The following is an 18,012-nucleotide window of genomic DNA, read 5'->3' on the forward strand; positions in this document are numbered from 1 at the left end:
TGCCGGAGGACGCTGCCATGATAATGCCCGTTGCGAGAGCATGTGGGCCAGAATGAAGACAGAACTTCTCTACGACCGCTATGAAACAAAGCAGATGACTGTAGAGGAATTAAAGGTACTCATTTGGAGATACTTCCTCAGCTACTGGAATAACCGGAGGATATGCTCTGCCAATGGTGGGCTTCCACCTATGATAAAACGCAGGCAGTATTATGAGGATTTGGAACTGGCCGCATAGTCAGTGATATGCTTGAGAAAAATGTGTCAACTAATATTGACAATATCAGAGATTATTCAAATATCACCATCCTCTCGTGAAAAAGCAAAAAGCTTTTTAAATTCTATCTTTGATTATGCCATTCAGCATTTCTATGCAAAACAGAATATAGCCCGCAAATTTTCTATACAACAGCTAAAAAAAGAGATGCCTTATGACATCTCTTTTTTGTAGACGACTGCAAAAAAGCAAAAATTAAAAACTATGAAACGTTTTGAATTTATAAGGAACGATTCTGTATATATAAATTTTTATTTTGATACTTTTCTTGAAATTCATGCATTGTTTCAATAAGTTCTTTATCACTAATGCCTAAAAAATTAATAAAGATTCTTACTGTCTTTTGTTTTTGTTTTTTCTTTGCCTTACGTTCAGCTATAGCATATTTTCTTGTAGACTCATATTTTTCATTTTTCGTTATAAATTCTATGACTAAAAATCTGGAATTATTTTGTAAATCTATATGAAAATTCCTGATTTCATTCCAGCCAATCATTCCTTTAAATCCGCTATTAGTTGAATAGCTATAGAAGCCATCTGAATTTAATACAAACCATGGTCTTTTCGCACAATTTTTATAATTCAATAAAAGGAATAATAAAAAAGCACCAAAAAGTATAATGCATAGCCAGCCTACAATAATTAATCCATCTGGATTTCCTGTTAAAAAACGACCTGATCCAGTGATATGATATTCCGCCAATTCCTCTCTGCTTTGCCCCAAAATAAAAAGGCCTCCTCCGACACCACATATTGACGCAAAAACTAACCACAAAAATTTACTTTTTGAATTATATATGACGTATTTCTCCATATTTCTGTTTGATGGTATTTCTTTTTGATTTAACTGAGCCCCACACCATTCACAATATAAGGCATTCTTAATACCCTCTCTACCACACTTTGGACAGATTACTGTCTTTTTTTGATTCAACTGAGTTCCGCACCACTCACAATACAAAGCATCCTTTACGCTTTCTTTTCCACACTTCGGACAAATCATACTCTCTCCCTCCGAATCTTTCTCTTTTGTAATTAAATTATAACATAAGGTTCTGCTCCATAAAAAGACTGGACAGAAATGATTCTAGTTCTTTTTGCATTTTCTTTCATCTTAGAACAGTGCTTCGAAGAAGATTACAAGCCATTAAAAACACGCCAAATTTTCTAAACTTTTTAGGTCCCGGTGGGATACACTAAATTTGGGGTGGGATACAAACACCCTCCGGTGGGATACAAATCAAAAAGAAAGAAAACGGTGGCATACAAATTTTGTATCCCACCGAAGGCCTCTTTTTTGCTCCCCGAAACCCACTGTCAAAAAGATTTTCCGTGTAACCGTTCCGTGTAATTTGTAACCTATACGTAACCTACGCACACCAAAAAAGGACCTCTGACAGCCACTTACACCATCAGAGATCCTTATTTTAAGCCATTTCTTAGAACTTACCTTCTTTAGCAGCTTCCTCAATCGCAACTGCAACTGCAACAGTTGCACCTACCATTGGGTTATTGCCCATTCCGATCAGACCCATCATTTCAACGTGAGCCGGTACGGAAGATGATCCTGCGAACTGTGCATCAGAATGCATACGTCCCATAGTATCTGTCATACCATAAGAAGCCGGTCCTGCAGCCATGTTGTCCGGATGAAGTGTACGGCCTGTACCTCCGCCGGATGCAACAGAGAAGTATTTTTTACCCTGTTCGATACATTCTTTTTTGTATGTACCTGCAACAGGATGCTGGAAACGTGTTGGGTTTGTTGAGTTTCCTGTGATAGAAACGTCAACGCCTTCTTTGTGCATGATTGCAACACCTTCTGTTACATCATTTGCACCGTAGCAGTTAACCTTTGCTCTCAGACCTTCAGAGTAAGATTTTCTGAATACTTCTTCTACTTTTCCTGTGGAATAGTCCATCTTAGTTTCAACAAATGTAAATCCATTGATTCTGGAAATGATCTGTGCAGCATCTTTTCCAAGACCATTTAAGATAACACGAAGTGGGTTCTGACGTACTTTGTTTGCTTTCTCGGCAATACCGATCGCACCTTCTGCAGCAGCAAAAGACTCGTGTCCTGCTAAGAATGCGAAACACTCGGTTTCTTCTTCCAGGAGCATTTTTCCTAAGTTACCGTGTCCAAGACCTACTTTTCGCTGGTCTGCTACTGATCCAGGGATACAGAATGCCTGAAGGCCTTCACCAATAGCAGCCGCAGCGTCTGCAGCTCTCTTGCAGCCCTTCTTGATTGCAATGGCAGCACCCACGGTGTAAGCCCATTTTGCATTTTCAAAACAGATTGGCTGGATGCCTTCTACCTGAGCATATACATCTAATCCTGCAGCCTTTGTAACTTCAGCAGCTTCTTCGATAGAATTAATACCATATTCTTTTAATACAGCAAGAATTTGTTTCTCTCTTCTCTCATATGATTCAAATAAAGCCATGTTCGTTACCTCCTATTGATTTCTTGGGTCAATGATTTTAGCAGCATCATCTACTCTGCCGTACTGACCTTTTGCTTTGTCTAAAGCTGTCTGAGCGTCATCGCCTGCTTTGATGAAATCCATCATCTTACCGAAGTTTACGAACTGGTAACCGATGATCTGTTCTTCATCGTCAAGAGCGATTCCTGTAACATATCCTTCAGCCATTTCAAGGTAACGAGGTCCTTTTTTCAGTGTACCGTACATAGTACCAACCTGAGATCTTAAACCTTTTCCTAAATCTTCAAGACCTGCTCCGATCGGAAGCCCGTCCTCAGAGAAAGCACTCTGGGTTCTTCCGTATACGATCTGTAAGAACAGTTCTCTCATTGCTGTATTGATAGCATCACATACTAAGTCTGTATTTAATGCTTCTAAAATTGTTCTTCCCGGTAAAATTTCAGATGCCATAGCAGCTGAGTGAGTCATACCAGAGCATCCGATAGTCTCTACCAATGCTTCCTGAATGATTCCCTCTTTAACGTTCAGAGTTAACTTACATCCCCCCTGCTGAGGTGCACACCAGCCAATACCGTGAGTCAGCCCGGAAATATCAGTTACGTCTTTTGCACTGATCCATTTTGCTTCTTCAGGGATTGGAGCAGCTCCGTGGTTTACACCCTGAGCTACGGTACACATTTGTTCTACTTCATGTGAATAAATCATGTTGAAACTCCTTTCAGTGAATAAATAATAAACATCCCACACTCATATGTAAGTAATGTTTTTAAGCTCATTTGCTCTAGCTTATTTTATCATATTGTTAAAATTAAAACAAGAAATTATCTCAATAACTTTGTAATGTTTTGTATTTTTTCGCGGACTGGAACAGTGTGTTTGAAAAAGAAATCACTCATCAGGAGAACGCATCAGAAAAGGCCGGTTCCCATGGACAGGACCCCGGCCTCTTTCTGTTATTTTACTCTGAACCTATAATGCATTTTCATAAATATGAATGATATCTTCTTTCGTGAGCTCTACAAAGGAGCCTCTACAACCTGCCGCCGCTTTTTCTGCCATGATGTCAAAATAGGTTTCGTCGATCCCTACTTCTCTCAATGTAGTAGGAAGACCCATGTCCCTAAAGAACTTTCTCGTACAGTTTATGGCCTTTCTCGCTGTCTCCATATTTTCTTCTGCCATCGGCAGATTCCAGACATTTCTTCCATAGTCTGCAAATTTCTTCGCGGTAGCTTCATTTAGTGCAAACTCCATCCAGTGAGGTGTGAGGATTGCAAGTCCCTCCCCGTGGGTAATATCATAAAATGCACTTAATTCATGCTCCATGGGATGCACACACCATGCAACCTCGGCTCCATCTGAAAGAATGCCGTTGATTGCCATGCTGGATGTCCACATGAGATTGGCCCTGGCGTCATAATCATCCGGGTGTTCCAGTGCAATAGGTCCATAGTAAAAACAGTTCTTTAAAAGGCCTTCCGCAAACCGTGCCTGTACATCAGCATTGGACACATTGGTAAAATAATTTTCAAAAATATGGCTGATTATATCTGCTGTACCTGCTGCCGTCTGCTTTTTGGAAACAGAATAAGTATACTCCGGATCCATGATGGACATCTTTGGTTTCATGTGCTCACTGGCTGTTCCCCATTTTTCATTTTTCTTCAGATCGGAGATGACTGCAAATTTATCCATTTCAGATCCGGTGGCTGCCAATGTAAGCACAGAGTAAATCGGCAACGCGGCAGTGATCTTTTCCGGGTGTAAAACAAGTTCCCATGGATCTTCTTCACTGCAGGCTCCGGCCGCAATGACTTTTCCGCAGTCGATGACACTTCCTCCTCCGATTGCAAGGACCATGTCGATTTTTTCTTCCTTGCAGATTTTAACTCCTTTTACCACAGACTCTATCCGCGGATTAGGCTCCACACCGGAAAGTTCGGACACACAAAGTCCTGCATCTTTCAAAATCTTCATTGCGGTATCATAGATTCCTGCTTTTTTAATGCTGCCGCCTCCATAGACGAGCAGGACCTTTTCTCCGCTCTCCCTCAGTTCGGATAAATGTGTGATCTGTCCCTTTCCAAAATGAATCTTTGTTGGAATAGAGTATGTGAAATTGTTCATTTGGACCTCCTTAAATTATGTTTATATGTGTTTTATTGTTCTACATCCATCAAATATTCTGCTGCCTGCATGTCGGTGATCAGGACATTTACAATGCCTGCCCTCAGCGCGCCCAGAATTGCCTGCCGCTTTTCTTTGCCGTAGGCAACCCCTACTCTGATTGGTATCTTTTTTAAATTCTCAAATGAAATACTGACCAGACGCTTGTTGAAGGAATCTTCAATCAAGTTTCCCTCTATGTCAAAAACATGGCAAAGAATCTCGCCGACCCCTCCCTTTTCTTTTAGACGATCATATTCCCCCGGAGGAATGATATCTGTATTCATGATGGTTGAATTGTAATCCAATGCACCGATCCCAAACACTGCTACATCCGCGTCTTCCGCTATCTCGATGACATTGCGGACACTCTCTTCTTCCATAAACTTCTGTTTAGCCTGCTCGTCTGCAACGACCAGCGGCGCCATGATCTGATATGCACTTACTTTTAAAATCTTGGCGACCACATCGATCAGATAATTGGAATATGCCAGACGGTATTCTTCATCTGCAGAAGCCGGCGGATTATTGGAGCCGGACAGGGGAACTACTTTTACATCCTTATACTTTTTCAGCCTCAGCCTCATGTCTTTTTCCAGATACTGAATGGCTTTTTGAAGAGTGATCCCCTTTGTAAGTGCCAGAGTCATATGGTTTTTCATTATCCTGATCATGTAGTCTGCTGTGAGAAACCCGATTTCTTCGATGACCTCCCCCTCTCTGGGATAAGCTATGATCGCTTCTTTGAGGTCAAATTTTTCTTCAAGGAATTCTTCTTCGTTGGCAGCGCTGTTTTCAGGAAAGTTGATTTTGATCTGTACATATCCCTGTTTTCTGGCCTGCTCCAATGCTCTTGCGACAGTCATTCTAGACACGTTTAATTTCTTACCGATATCCACCTGCGACATGCCGTTTTTGTAATACATCTTTACAACTTTCATCATGAACCGTTCGTCTTTCAACTTCCTGCGTCTCCCTGTCTTCTGCAAATTTGTTTGTCTTACTACTAGTATATAGAAATGATACGTGATCCGTCAATCTAAACCATTCATCCTTTTATATAATTATCCCGAGACAGCCCAAAATGAGTGAAACAATGGTCAGCCCCAGCAATAATATGGCCTGCATTAAAGAAATCGTTTTTCCTGTCGGTTGACTGCATCTGAAAATACAGCTTCACCCCACTCTTTTCAATATCCATAAGGGTCTGTATTTCTGCTCTGCTTAGAATCCTTCTCCTTTCCTTTTTACTGGTCCAGCAGGACACTTACCCTGTACATTCCCGGCCGGCTTGCTGCTTCAAATGCCTCCTGTATCTGATCCAGACTGAATGTTTTTTCCTCAATTAATTTTGAGACGTCTACAACCCCTGTGCTGAGCGCCCTTGCGGCTTCCTGAAAATCCTCATTGTCGGCGCCGAACGTTCCGATCAGTTCCATCCTTCGGTAATGCATTTCGTTGGAATCAATATGTAATCCCGGTGCCGGATAGCCTGCCGCAAACAGTAAAAGCTTACCATCCTTTTCCTTGAGCATTTCAAGACCCTGATCGTTTGCTGCCGTGACTCCCACAGCTGCAATGACCGCATCTGCACCGTCTTCCTTTGTCAGCTTTCTTACTTCCTCTGTCGGGTCTGACTGACTGCAGTCGATTACCTCGAATCCCATGGCTCTGGCAGTCTCAATTTTCTTCGGAATCATTTCTGATACAATCACACGGCATCCATAAGCCTTTGCCACCTGTGCGTTGATCAGCCCCATTGTTCCTGCCCCGATGACAACCACGGTATCAAATGGCTTGAGCCTTAACTTTTTTGCCCCGTGGAGTACTGTAGCCAGCGGCTCTAAAAAGCCTGCTTCAGCCGGATGAACAGAAGCTGCTATTTTATAAATGCCCCTCACACTTTTTACACAGTAGTCTGAAAAACCGAAGAAGCCCCAGCGGTATCCATCTTCCGTGTCTTTTCTTATGTCTTCACACTGGTCCACCTGCCCGTTCCGGCAGGCAGAACAGTTTCCGCAGCCCTCATATCCTGTTGCCACCAGATCACCAATCTTGAAATCAGTCACTTTGGACCCGACTTTTTCTACGATGCCGGCAGCCTCATGTCCTCCTGCCATCGGATATCCCTGGTGTTCTCTCAGACCAAGCCACTGTCCGTAGTCGGTAGTGCAGATGTTGCAGGCTTTCATTTTCAGGAGAACATCATACTCACCGATTTCCGGCAAATCTCTTTCCCTGACTACTGCCACTCCTTTTTTTACTAAGCATCCAAATCTCATTTTCTCTTTGCTCATAATCTACTCCTTTTTTACTGTCCTAAAAGTCTCTATGCTCTGTTTTCTCCGCCAAATAATTTCATATAATGTTTCAGTAAGTTCTTATAGCCTTCTCCCATAGCATTTGACAAGTCATACATGTTGGCACTCTGGTTTCCGAACTCTCCGAGACTTCCGTCTTTTACAATACTGTCATAGTCAATTCCAAGATACTCTTTTAACCTTGCAAGCCCTGCATTACTCAAGTCTGTACACAAGTTCACTTTTTGTATTCCTGTTTTCACCGCTCTCTGCAAGTTCTCATCTCCCGTTCCAGATCCCCCGTGAAGAACCAGCGGAATATCAAGCATCCGGTGAAGCTCGGCCAGCAATTTAAATTCCAGCTTTGGAGTTCCTTTATAAGCGCCGTGGGAAGTTCCCACAGATACTGCCAGACAGTCAACCCCGGTCTGCTTCACGAACTCGGCTGCCTCTTCTTTCCTCGTAAGTCCCGAATCTCTGGTCTGCTCGTACTCAAACCCCTGTCCCACATGTCCCAGCTCTGCCTCCACAGAAACTCCGACAGCATGGGCGATCTTTACGATCTGCGCAACCTCTTTTACATTTTCTTCAAACGGCAGGGTAGAGCGGTCTACCATAACAGATGTGCATCCGCACCGGATAGCTGTAATAATTTCTTCAAAATCTCCGCCGTGGTCTAAGTTGATTGCTCCGGATACATTTGGAAACTTATGCTTATAGTAATTCACTGTGTCTATCGTTTCCTCCAGGCTGTGGATTCCTGCGCAGTCAAAGATTACCGGTGCCTTCAGCTCCTCAGCGGCTTCAAAAACACTCTTTACTGTAACGCTGTTCCATACATTCGGCGCCGCAACACCATATCCTTCTGCTTTTGCCTTTCGTAAAATTGTCCCCATATCTGTGATCATGCCAATACCTCCATTTGTGCATTTGCTATATTTATCGTGCATATGTTTTATATTTAAAATTATAGCAGGTTCTATTTGTTTGTCAAGCATATTCACATTAGTTTGTGAATATGCTCATTCGCATCCCCTCACTCTTTGAGGGGCTTGACAACTTTGCGTGCCAGATGCAATTTGCCCCAGGCAAATAATTTCCTTACGCATCTGTGCACAACCCGCGGAGCGTTTTTATTTCATAGGGAAGGTCGTAGAACTTTCCTATGAAATAAAAAAAACACCCCATATTTGGAGTGGTAAAAATGTAAAATTTCACTATTTTGTTAACTGCCGGGCATGTCACCGAGTATCTTCATGGTCTGTTCATTTGAGAAGACCTGCTTATAGCTGCGCTTTCGGATCAGGGTACTGATGTTGTCCGCCACCGCACAGATTCTTTCCTCCCTGTAAAGCTGATCTTCTGTCAGCGCCCCGGCTTTTCTAAGATTTCAACCGGTGTGGCAACCTTTCCGATATCATGGAGCAGAGCACCGTAATACAGGCGGTCTGACCTGTCACCGGGAATTCCCATAATATTTGCTATAGCAATGCTGGCATTGACCGTTGTGATCGTGTGAAGCACCATGAACTCACTGCGAAAATCGACAGAGGATTCCAGCATTTCCAGATAAGTCCGCCGCTCCTCAGAAGGACATTTTTCAGCATGTCGTCCGGAATCCCTCCCTCTGCCTCTTCTAAAATTCTGAGAGCGATGTAAGCTGCCCTCTCTCCGTGTTCAACCAGGCGGGGATCTACTTTGTTCAGTGTCCGCTTAACGATCCCCATATATTTTTGCTCCTTATGGCGTACATTTTATGATACCTTTATATCCCCTTCTTTGTTATTTATGTTACCCTCATAAAAACTATTTACTTTAACAATTTTTTAATCTTGGACAGTGATTTTTCACTGGCTGTATAAAACTTTTGGCTGCCTTTTTTATCCGTGATGCAAAAAGACGTTCCCTCTTCAGATATCGAAAGACTGGTCAGTGTCCCCTGAGTATAAAAGCGGTACTCGGTCCACTTCGCAGTATCATGCTTTTTCTTATCTGCCTTGGCATTCTGCAGAAGATCAGACACCTGAACAGCTGTTTCGTTAAATTTCAGCTTCTGATCTGTGATGATCAGAGACGCATCTGCAAGCCTTTCCAGATAGGAAGGATAATGTTTGACATTGACCGCGTCGATCAGCCCGTCCCCAATGACGCTTGCATTGTTGAAGCAATATACATTTTCAGGAATCTGGTCAAATACAATATAGCTGTTCCCATAAACCTTAAATTCATACGTAGTATTATCCTCATCAATCAGTGCATAAGAGTAAATATTGCCATGATATTTTTCCCGCAGATCAGTGACCGTCAGCCCTATGATCCGATAAGAATTCTGGACAATATTTTTCACAAACTTACAAACCGGCTCGTTTGTGACGGCAAAACTTTTGTACACCTTTCCCTTTTGAATACGGACAAAATCTGTCTTGGAAATGGTGCTCCCTGCCACTTCCTTTTTGTAGGAAGCCAGCTTCTGGTCACCGGTATATTCGTGTATTTCTTTAATTTTTTTGTCCAGCGAATCTTCCCTTGCTCTTGATTTCTTCAGGTCCTGGCTGAGCTTTTTGTTTTGGTCCTGTAATTTCTGGTAGTATTCTGATTCGATGATTTCCTGTTTGGAAGCTTTTCCGCAGCCGGAAAGCGCAAAAGAAACGCAGATGAAAAGCGTCAGCGTCATCATTCTTTTTCTCATGCTGTGAAATCCTTTCTTTGTCTTAGTGTTTTTTGGCGATCTCCCCTGCTTTTTTATAAATACTGTTTTCCTCAATATAGCCTCTTACCATGGAAAGCGGATAGATATTCGTGTTCGCTCCGACAACAGACCCGGGATTTAAGACAGTGCCGCAGCCTACTTCCACATGGTCTCCCAAGATTGCCCCTATTTTCTTTCTTCCGGTTTCGATTTTCCGGTCCCCGCACTTGATCACTACATTGGTCTTGTCGGATTTTACATTGGATGTGATCGACCCCGCACCCATGTGGGATTTATATCCCAAAATAGAATCTCCCACGTAATTATAATGGGGAACCTGCACGTTATTAAACAATATATCATTTTTTATCTCTGTGGAGTTCCCGATCACACAGTTCTCCCCGATCAGGGCATTACCGCGGATAAAGGCTCCCGGCCTTACCTCAGTGCCGGCCCCGATGATGGCCGGCCCATTGATCTCCGCAGTCCTTGCGATCACAGCAGATTTTGCGATCCAGACATCGTCGCCGATCCGGTCAAACTCTTCCGCGGAAAGTTCCGGGCCTGTCTTTAAAATAAAATCGCCGATCAGCGCCAGCACTTCCCATGGATATGTAGTCTTTTCAAATAATTCTTTTGCGGTCGTCTGGTCCATATCTTTAAATAATTCCTGATTTGTCAGCTGTTTCATACTCATTCACCTTTCCCTTTCTTATTCACATAATATTTTGCAGTCTCGTCAAACATTCTGCGCAGTACATACTGATGATTCGTCCTTTTGACCGCATCGGTATGCTTTGCAACAAAATGATTCAGCTTCTTCATATACTCTTCTTCACTTACTGTGCCTTCTGCCACATAAGTAAGCCCTTTCTCCCAGCTTGCGGTAAGCTCTGGATTCAGAAGAGAATGGATGGAGCCTCTGACTACGTCAAAGATCATCTCACCCATCAGTGTCGGCGTTACAGTCTGGGTCTTTTTATTCAGCGCTATGTATTGATTGTTGAGCAGTTTTTTGACAATCTCGGCCCGTGTTGCACTTGTTCCGATCCCGCTTCCCCTGATCTGAGCCCTTAAATCTTCGTCTTCGATGAGCTGCCCCGCATTTTCCATGGCCAAGATCAAAGAACCGGAATTATAACGTTTTGGAGGTGTTGTAGTACCATCCTTGATTAAATGTTTTTTAATCTGAAGCTTCATTCCCTTTTTCAGGGAGAGTATGGCATCTATCTGCTCCTTGGATACAGAATCTTGCTTTTTGACCTCTTTTCCCCCGGCCACTAAAAGATATCCGGGATCTACAAGCAATTTGAAATTTGCCGTAAAGGTTTCTCCCGCCGTTCTTGTCACCAGCTTTATCTTAGAATATACCGCCGGAGGCAGAAAAATACATAAAAACCGCCGGACGATTACTTCATACACCTTCTGCCCGGTCTGCGAAACACTTTTTAGGTTATTCAGCGCCTGTCCGGTTGGGATGATGGCATAGTGGTCCGTGATCTTTTTGTCATCCACATACCTGGTTTTTGCAAGTCCGGTATAGGACTTCTTATCTAAAATCTCCGCAGCTGTTTCCGAGAGTATTCCGTAATTTTTTAATCCAGACAGGTTTTTGCTGATCTCCTTTGAAACAGCGACAGACAGAACTCTCGCATCGGTCCTCGGATAAGTGACCAGCTTTTTTTCATATAATTCCTGAACAATCTTCAGCGTCTCATCAGGACTTAACTTAAACATCTTGGAGCACTGGTTCTGAAGCTCCGCCAGATTGTATAAAAGCGGCGGATTCTTTTTCTCCTGACGCTTTGCAGAAGCTTCCACAATCGTCTCCATGCCGGAGGCTTCTTCAATTTCTTTTATAAAGGCCTCTGCATCCTCTTTTTTCAAAAACCCGTTGTCTTTGTATAATTTCTTTGACTCAAAATATCTGGAGCCCTTTACCGCTTTCCATTCGGACTCAATCTTTACACCCTGTGGTGTAATGTGAGAGAGCACTTTAAAAAAAGGGGTAGGAACAAAACTCCTGATCTCCCGTTCTCTTTTGACAATCATGCCAAGGACACAGGTCATGACCCTGCCCACAGCCACAACGACGCTCCGCTTTTGCTTCATAAAGTTTCCAAGGGTCCAGCCATACTTTAAGGTCAGCACTCTGGAAAAGTTAATCCCCATCAGATAGTCTTCCTTAGCCCGCAAGTAAGCGGCGGAAGCTAAATTATCATACTCGCTCAGGTCTTTGGCCTCCCGGACCCCTCTGAGCACCTCTTCTTTCGTCTGGGAATCGATCCAGACTCTCTTTTTCTGTTTTCCGGTCACATGGGCTTCCTGGTCCACCAGCCGGTAGATATATTCTCCTTCCCGTCCCGAGTCGGTGCACACATAGATCGTATCGATATCTTCCCGGTTCAGAAGTGAACATACAATATCGTACTGTTTCTTTACTCCCGGAATAATCTCATACTTATAATCTTCCGGCAGAAACGGAAGTGTTTCTAAATCCCACCGCTTCAGCTTGGGATCATACTTATCCGGATATGACATGGTGACGAGATGTCCTACACACCATGTAATCACGGCTTTCTCACTCTCCAGATATCCGTCCCTGCCGGACGGTTTCAGGTCCAGCGCATTGGCAAATTCTCTCGCCACGCTTGGTTTTTCTGTAATAAATAATGACTTCAAACGTAATCCTGCTTTCATTTTTTTCTTTTGCTATTATATCATATTTAGGTCTCATGTGATACAATAATATCCAGAGATAAAATGAACAAAGGAGTGTGTTTGATATGAGTATGGAAAAAGCAAATCAGGTGACTGCAGCTACGATCATCAAGAACATGGAAAAGAGAAACTTTACAGGAGTTTACTGTGCTACGAAGGAAGAAGCCTTAAAAAAAGCGTTGTCCTACATAGAAAAAGGCTCTGTTGTTTCATGGGGCGGTTCCATGAGTGCGGCAGAGATCGGCCTTATAGATGCCGTAAAGAATTCCGGACAGTATGAAGCTGTGGACCGGTCAGCGGCAAAGAATTATGAGGAACAGAGGCAGATTTATGCAAAGGCGGTCCTCGCCGACACCTATATTATGAGTACGAATGCCATCACACTGGAAGGGGAACTGATTAATATCGACGGCTCCGGCAACCGTGTAGGTTGTTTAAGCTACGGGCCAAGACAGGTGATCCTGGTCGTCGGAATGAACAAAGTGGTAAGCACCGTGGAAGAAGGCGTACACAGGACGAGGAGCAAGGCTTCCTGTCCGAACACGATCCGTCTGGGACTGAAAACTCCGTGTTCCATCACAGGACACTGCGGAGAATGTTACGGCAATTCCTCTATCTGTTCTCATCTGCTCATCACCAGAAGATGCGGCCAGAAAGACCGGATCAAGGTCATCTTAGTTGGAGAAGATCTGGGTTATTAAAGCAAAAACAGGTGTTCCGGAAGAAGCAAATTTTCGAACACCTGTTTTTGCTTTTCTCTGTCAGACTGTTTCCAACAGCTCCAGTCCGACTTCTCTGAAATCCTCGATGACAGCCGTGACTCCCGGGAGTCCAAGAAGCCTTTCATGCTCTTTTTTCGGCCCAATGGCTATAATCTTTCCTGCCCCTGCCCTTCTGGCAGCTTCAATCCCCGCAGCTGCATCCTCAAAGACGACGCATTTTTCGGGACTGAGGCCGATTCTCTCCATGGCCATCAGGTAAATATCCGGCTCAGGCTTGCCCTTGAAGGTTCCGTCGTCATAAACAATATGTTCTGCCGGAATCCAATGGGTAAGGTGCATATGCTTCATATAAAATCTCACATTCCCAATGGCTGATGCCGTGGCTATAGCAAAAGGCACCGCATGTTCTTTAAGCTTGGTGAGAAATTCCGGAAGGCCTTCTGTAAAATTTATCCCCTTCGAATCATTCAGACACATTTCCCTGTAAATATCTTCCTTTTCCTCTGTCAGGTCATAAATCTCCTGTTCTGTGAGATCAGGATTTAGAGCCATTTTCAAAAATTCTCCTCCATTGATCCCGTGGATCATTTTGTGAAGCTGTTCGACCGTATACTTCCCATTTGCATGTCTCTGAAAAAATTCAAACCACGCAGCTTCCTGTTTGTCCCCATCAATATACATCGTTCCGTTAAAATCAAATACAATCCCTTTTAAGCTCAATTCATCCCCTCCGATTCTGACCAGCAGATCATCTTTCTCCAGATTCTTTTTCATTGCTTCCGCAAACGTTTTTTAATATTCACCTCCTGCGGAATGACCTTGGCTGTCATTAATCATTTTCAATCCGTCTCATCTGTTCTTCCCTGATCTGCTTTCTGGCTTTTGCTTCCTCCATTTTATGAATTCCTCTCTTCTGCAGAAAGTAATTAATTTATGACAAAAAAGTACAGCCCGATGACCCGGCTGTACTTTCTTACGTTTTAAGCTTTTTTCAGATTACTCATATAAAGGATATTTTGCTGTCAATTCTTTTACAAGCTGTTTTGCTTCTTCAAGCTTCTGGTCTAAAAGTGTAAGCCGGATTGCCTTGGCGATCACCGCCATATCCTCTTCTGTTAATCCTCTGGTTGTCACTGCAGGTGTTCCGAGACGGAGTCCTGATGTAACGAACGGAGATTTCGGATCATTCGGCACTGTATTTTTATTACAGGTGATGTGAATGGAATCCAAAACTTTTTCTGCTTCTTTTCCGGTCAGATCATATTTTTTAAGATCCACCAGCATCAAATGGTTGTCTGTACCGCCGGATACAATATCAAATCCCTCTTCAATGAGAGCTTTTGCCAGTGCTTTTGCATTCTTCACCACCTGTTTTCCATACTCTTTAAAATCATCGGACAGCGCTTCTTTGAAGCACACGGCTTTTCCGGCAATCACATGCATCAGCGGGCCACCTTGAATGCCAGGGAAGATAGCTTTGTTAAAGTTGTATTTTTCATTAATCTCATTGCTGCACATGATCATACCGCCGCGGGGACCTCTTAGAGTCTTATGGGTGGTTGTTGTCGTCACATGGGCATATGGAATCGGACTCTGATGTACGCCTGCCGCCACAAGGCCTGCGATATGTGCCATGTCCACCATAAGAACGGCTCCGACTTCATCTGCAATCTCACGGAACTTCTTAAAGTCAATGGATCTCGCATAAGCGCTCGCTCCTGCAATGATCAGCTTCGGGCTGCACTCCTTCGCTATGCGGAGCACTTCATCATAGTCGAGGAATCCCTCGTCATTGACGCCGTAAGGCACGCAGTTGTAATATTTCCCTGACATGTTGACCGGGCTTCCGTGGGATAAATGACCGCCGTGGTCCAGACTCATTCCCATATAAGTATCCCCTGGATTTAAGACCGCAAAAAATACTGCCATATTCGCCTGTGCACCTGAGTGTGGCTGAACATTGACATATTCACATCCGAACAGTTCTTTTGCACGTTCTCTTGCCAGATTCTCCACTACATCCACGAACTCACAGCCGCCGTAATATCTCTTTCCGGGATATCCTTCCGCATATTTGTTGGTCAGGTGGCTGCCCATGGCTGCCATGACTGCCTTTGAAACTAAGTTCTCAGAGGCAATTAGTTCCAGATTGTTTCTCTGTCTGGATAACTCGTCCTGCATTGCCTCGGCAACTTCAGGATCATAATTCTTAACTTCGCTAAAATCGAACATCTTGGTGTCCTCCTGTTATATATTGATGATGTTAGTCTTGGAATTGTTCTTTCAGTGCTTCCACTGCTGTTTCCACACGGCTTTCTCTGATCAGGACTGTGATCTTGATCTCAGAAGTATAGATCATATGGATATTTACGCCTTTGTTATAAAGAGCTTCAAACATTTTAGATGCCGCCCCTGAGTTTGACATCATTCCTGCCCCCACAATGGATACAATACCCACGTTTTTGTCAGAAACAATTTCTTTATAAGAGCCTTCCTGAAAGGTTTCTTTTAAGGTCTCCACCGCGGCATCCGCATCAGATTTTTTCACAACAAAGGAAATGTCTTTGCTGTCTTTTCTCCCGATGGACTGCAGGATCAGTTCTACATTGATCCCTTTGTCCGCGATGGCGGTAAACAGTTTCGCCGCGATCCCCGGTTCATGCTTCAGACCTTTGATCGCCACCTGTGCAACATCTGTGTTTGATAACACGCCGCTAAATAACATTTTCTCCATAATCTGCTTCTCCTTATTCCTCGTTCGTATCGTTTTCTTTCAAATCTATTCCAAGCTCATCCAGCTGCTCTGTGTCCACCCCTCCCGGTGCCTGTGTCATCAGGCAGGAGGCGTCCTTTATTTTCGGGAATGCAATGACATCACGGATACTGTCCTCCCCTGTCATCCACATGACAAGACGGTCCAGGCCGTAAGCAAGGCCTGCATGAGGCGGTACTCCGTACTGGAAAGCCTCCAGGAGGAATCCGAATCTTTCATTGGCATCCTCATCGCTGAATCCAAGAGCCTTAAACATGGCTTTCTGAATATCATCGCGGTGAATCCTCACGGACCCCCCTCCGAGTTCTGTGCCGTTTAAAACGATATCATAGGCCTTTGCCCTGACTCTTCCGGGATCTGTTTCAATGTACTTTAAATCCTCTTCCATTGGCATAGTAAATGGATGATGCATCGCCGTATAGCGGTTCTGTTCTTCGTTCCATTCCAGAAGAGGGAATTCTGTCACCCATAAGAAATTATATAAGGATTCATCGATCATTTCATATTTTCTGCCGATCTCCAGACGAAGGTTTCCGAGGACATCATAGACGACAGAGTCTTTGTCGGCCGCAAACAGAAGCAGATCTCCAGGTTTCCCCTGCATCGCATCGATCAGCGCCGTCATCTCTTCCTCTTTCATGAACTTGGCAAAAGAAGATTTTACGCTTCCATCCTGCTTCAGCTGGATATAGGCGAGTCCCCTTGCACCGAACTCTTTGGCGGAATCTACAAAAGCATCGATCTTCTTGCGTCCCAGATCTCCCAGTCCTTCTGCGTTCAGTCCGCGCACGGAGCCTCCATTTTCCAAAGCTCCTTTAAAGACCATAAAATCACAATCTTTCACTGTTTCCGATACGTTAATGAGTTCCATGCCAAACCTTGTATCCGGCTTGTCGGAACCGAACCGGTCCATGGCTTCCTGGTAAGTGAGACGCTTCATCGGAATCTGCACATCCACGTCCAGCACTTCTTTAAACACTCTCTTTAACAGGCGCTCGTTGACATCGATCACGTCATCTACATCGACGAAAGAAAGCTCCATATCGATCTGTGTAAACTCCGGCTGACGGTCCGCCCTTAAATCCTCATCTCTGAAACACTTTGCAATCTGGTAGTAGCGGTCTACCCCTGAACACATCAAAAGCTGCTTAAAAAGCTGCGGTGACTGGGGAAGTCCGTAAAAGCTGCCCGGATGCACACGGCTCGGCACGAGATAATCCCTGGCCCCCTCCGGTGTGCTTTTTCCAAGAATCGGTGTCTCGATCTCCAAAAATCCTTCTTCTGCTAAAAAGTCTCTTGCCGCTTTGGTCACCTGACTCCTCACGAGGAGATTCTTTTGAAGGTTCGGCCTTCTTAAATCCAGGTAGCGGTATTTGAGCCGCAGCTCGTCTTTTACGGTCTGTTCCGCGTCGACAGGAAATGGCGGTGTTTTTGACTCCGACAGGGTTCTTAAGTCTGTCACCTTGATCTCGATATCCCCTGTCTTTAAATTCTCATTGACAGCGGCGCTTCGTTTTTGTACTTCCCCTGCCGCCGCGATCACATATTCATTTCTCAGGGAATTGGCTTTTTCATAATCTTCACTTGACAATGTATCTTCATCAAAGACCAGCTGCAATAATCCTGAACGGTCTCTTAAATCTACAAATATAAGACTTCCTAAATTTCTTCTCTTCTGTACCCATCCCATGACGGTTACTTTCTCGCCGATATTTTCACGGCCCACTTCTGTACACCGGTGGCTCCGTGATAGCCCGGCCATTGACTCTGCCATGCTGCTTCCTCCTTACATATATTAAACCTGTCTGTCATTATAGCATAAGGGATGGCAGGATTTCAATGAAACTTGCAGGTTTTATAGACATTACATCATTTTTGCATTATAATGGTAATTACACAAAAAAGGAGGCAAGT

General features: G+C 43.9%; 17 protein-coding genes. 2 read left to right on the forward strand and 15 right to left on the reverse strand.

What is annotated here, in order from left to right; all coding sequences use genetic code 11:
• Positions 1-238: integrase core domain-containing protein (locus QGT46_RS00005; RefSeq protein WP_301588972.1), on the forward strand; the 238-nt coding region annotated here is incomplete at its 5' end.
• Positions 239-497: 259 nt separating this feature from the next.
• On the opposite strand, the gene QGT46_RS00010 is transcribed toward QGT46_RS00005, so the two are convergent.
• The 11 genes from QGT46_RS00010 to QGT46_RS00060 form a co-directional block, all read right to left on the reverse strand.
• Positions 498-1,280 carry a zinc ribbon domain-containing protein gene (locus QGT46_RS00010; protein WP_270432839.1) on the reverse strand — a complete coding sequence of 261 codons (783 nt, stop codon included), beginning with the start codon at positions 1,278-1,280 and terminating at the stop codon, positions 498-500.
• A gap of 436 nt (positions 1,281-1,716) precedes the next feature.
• Positions 1,717-2,727, reverse strand: a complete 1,011-nt coding sequence (locus QGT46_RS00015; protein WP_148460400.1) for a GGGtGRT protein — start codon at positions 2,725-2,727, stop codon at positions 1,717-1,719.
• 12 nt (positions 2,728-2,739) lie between these two features.
• Entirely contained in the window at positions 2,740-3,432 is a 693-nt protein-coding gene (locus QGT46_RS00020; RefSeq protein WP_024727302.1) for an iron-sulfur cluster assembly scaffold protein, read from the reverse strand.
• Positions 3,433-3,696: 264 nt separating this feature from the next.
• Positions 3,697-4,854: an iron-containing alcohol dehydrogenase gene (locus QGT46_RS00025; RefSeq protein ID WP_024727301.1), complete on the reverse strand. Its 1,158-nt coding sequence runs from the start codon at positions 4,852-4,854 to the stop codon at positions 3,697-3,699.
• A gap of 32 nt (positions 4,855-4,886) precedes the next feature.
• Positions 4,887-5,855 carry a sugar-binding transcriptional regulator gene (locus QGT46_RS00030; RefSeq protein WP_143266070.1) on the reverse strand — a complete coding sequence of 323 codons (969 nt, stop codon included), beginning with the start codon at positions 5,853-5,855 and terminating at the stop codon, positions 4,887-4,889.
• A 285-nt stretch (positions 5,856-6,140) separates the two neighbouring features.
• Entirely contained in the window at positions 6,141-7,190 is a 1,050-nt protein-coding gene (locus QGT46_RS00035; RefSeq protein ID WP_024727299.1) for a zinc-dependent alcohol dehydrogenase, read from the reverse strand.
• 32 nt (positions 7,191-7,222) lie between these two features.
• Complete coding sequence (locus tag QGT46_RS00040; RefSeq protein ID WP_024727298.1) at positions 7,223-8,101, reverse strand: class II fructose-bisphosphate aldolase; 879 nt, start codon at positions 8,099-8,101, stop codon at positions 7,223-7,225.
• A gap of 457 nt (positions 8,102-8,558) precedes the next feature.
• Complete coding sequence (locus QGT46_RS00045) at positions 8,559-8,756, reverse strand: HD domain-containing protein (protein ID WP_235824658.1); 198 nt, start codon at positions 8,754-8,756, stop codon at positions 8,559-8,561.
• A 247-nt stretch (positions 8,757-9,003) separates the two neighbouring features.
• Positions 9,004-9,882, reverse strand: coding sequence for a hypothetical protein (locus QGT46_RS00050; RefSeq protein ID WP_024727296.1), 879 nt, complete (start codon positions 9,880-9,882; stop codon positions 9,004-9,006).
• Between the two features lie 22 nt (positions 9,883-9,904).
• Positions 9,905-10,573, reverse strand: a complete 669-nt coding sequence (locus QGT46_RS00055) for a UDP-N-acetylglucosamine pyrophosphorylase (RefSeq protein WP_095143004.1) — start codon at positions 10,571-10,573, stop codon at positions 9,905-9,907.
• A 2-nt stretch (positions 10,574-10,575) separates the two neighbouring features.
• On the reverse strand, positions 10,576-12,582 hold the full coding sequence (locus tag QGT46_RS00060; RefSeq protein ID WP_270432847.1) for a DNA topoisomerase: 2,007 nt from the start codon (positions 12,580-12,582) through the stop codon (positions 10,576-10,578).
• Between the two features lie 86 nt (positions 12,583-12,668).
• On the opposite strand from QGT46_RS00060, the gene QGT46_RS00065 reads away from it, so the two are divergent.
• Positions 12,669-13,304, forward strand: a complete 636-nt coding sequence (locus tag QGT46_RS00065; RefSeq protein ID WP_148460088.1) for a lactate utilization protein — start codon at positions 12,669-12,671, stop codon at positions 13,302-13,304.
• 60 nt (positions 13,305-13,364) lie between these two features.
• Here QGT46_RS00065 and QGT46_RS00070 read toward each other — a convergent pair whose 3' ends face one another.
• The 4 genes from QGT46_RS00070 to aspS all read right to left on the reverse strand — a co-directional run bounded on the left by QGT46_RS00070 (position 13,365) and on the right by aspS (position 17,872).
• The gene (locus QGT46_RS00070; RefSeq protein WP_270432849.1) at positions 13,365-14,099 is read right to left on the reverse strand and encodes an HAD family hydrolase; all 735 of its coding nucleotides are present in this window, start codon (positions 14,097-14,099) and stop codon (positions 13,365-13,367) included.
• Positions 14,100-14,321: 222 nt separating this feature from the next.
• The gene (gene glyA, locus QGT46_RS00075; protein WP_024727292.1) at positions 14,322-15,557 is read right to left on the reverse strand and encodes a serine hydroxymethyltransferase; all 1,236 of its coding nucleotides are present in this window, start codon (positions 15,555-15,557) and stop codon (positions 14,322-14,324) included.
• A gap of 31 nt (positions 15,558-15,588) precedes the next feature.
• Positions 15,589-16,059, reverse strand: coding sequence for an ACT domain-containing protein (locus tag QGT46_RS00080; protein ID WP_006566840.1), 471 nt, complete (start codon positions 16,057-16,059; stop codon positions 15,589-15,591).
• Between the two features lie 13 nt (positions 16,060-16,072).
• Positions 16,073-17,872, reverse strand: a complete 1,800-nt coding sequence (gene aspS, locus QGT46_RS00085; RefSeq protein ID WP_270432855.1) for an aspartate--tRNA ligase — start codon at positions 17,870-17,872, stop codon at positions 16,073-16,075.
• Positions 17,873-18,012: the final 140 nt, after the last annotated feature.

It is taken from the genome of Anaerostipes faecis, assembly GCF_910574135.1.
GTDB lineage: Bacteria > Bacillota > Clostridia > Lachnospirales > Lachnospiraceae > Anaerostipes > Anaerostipes hominis.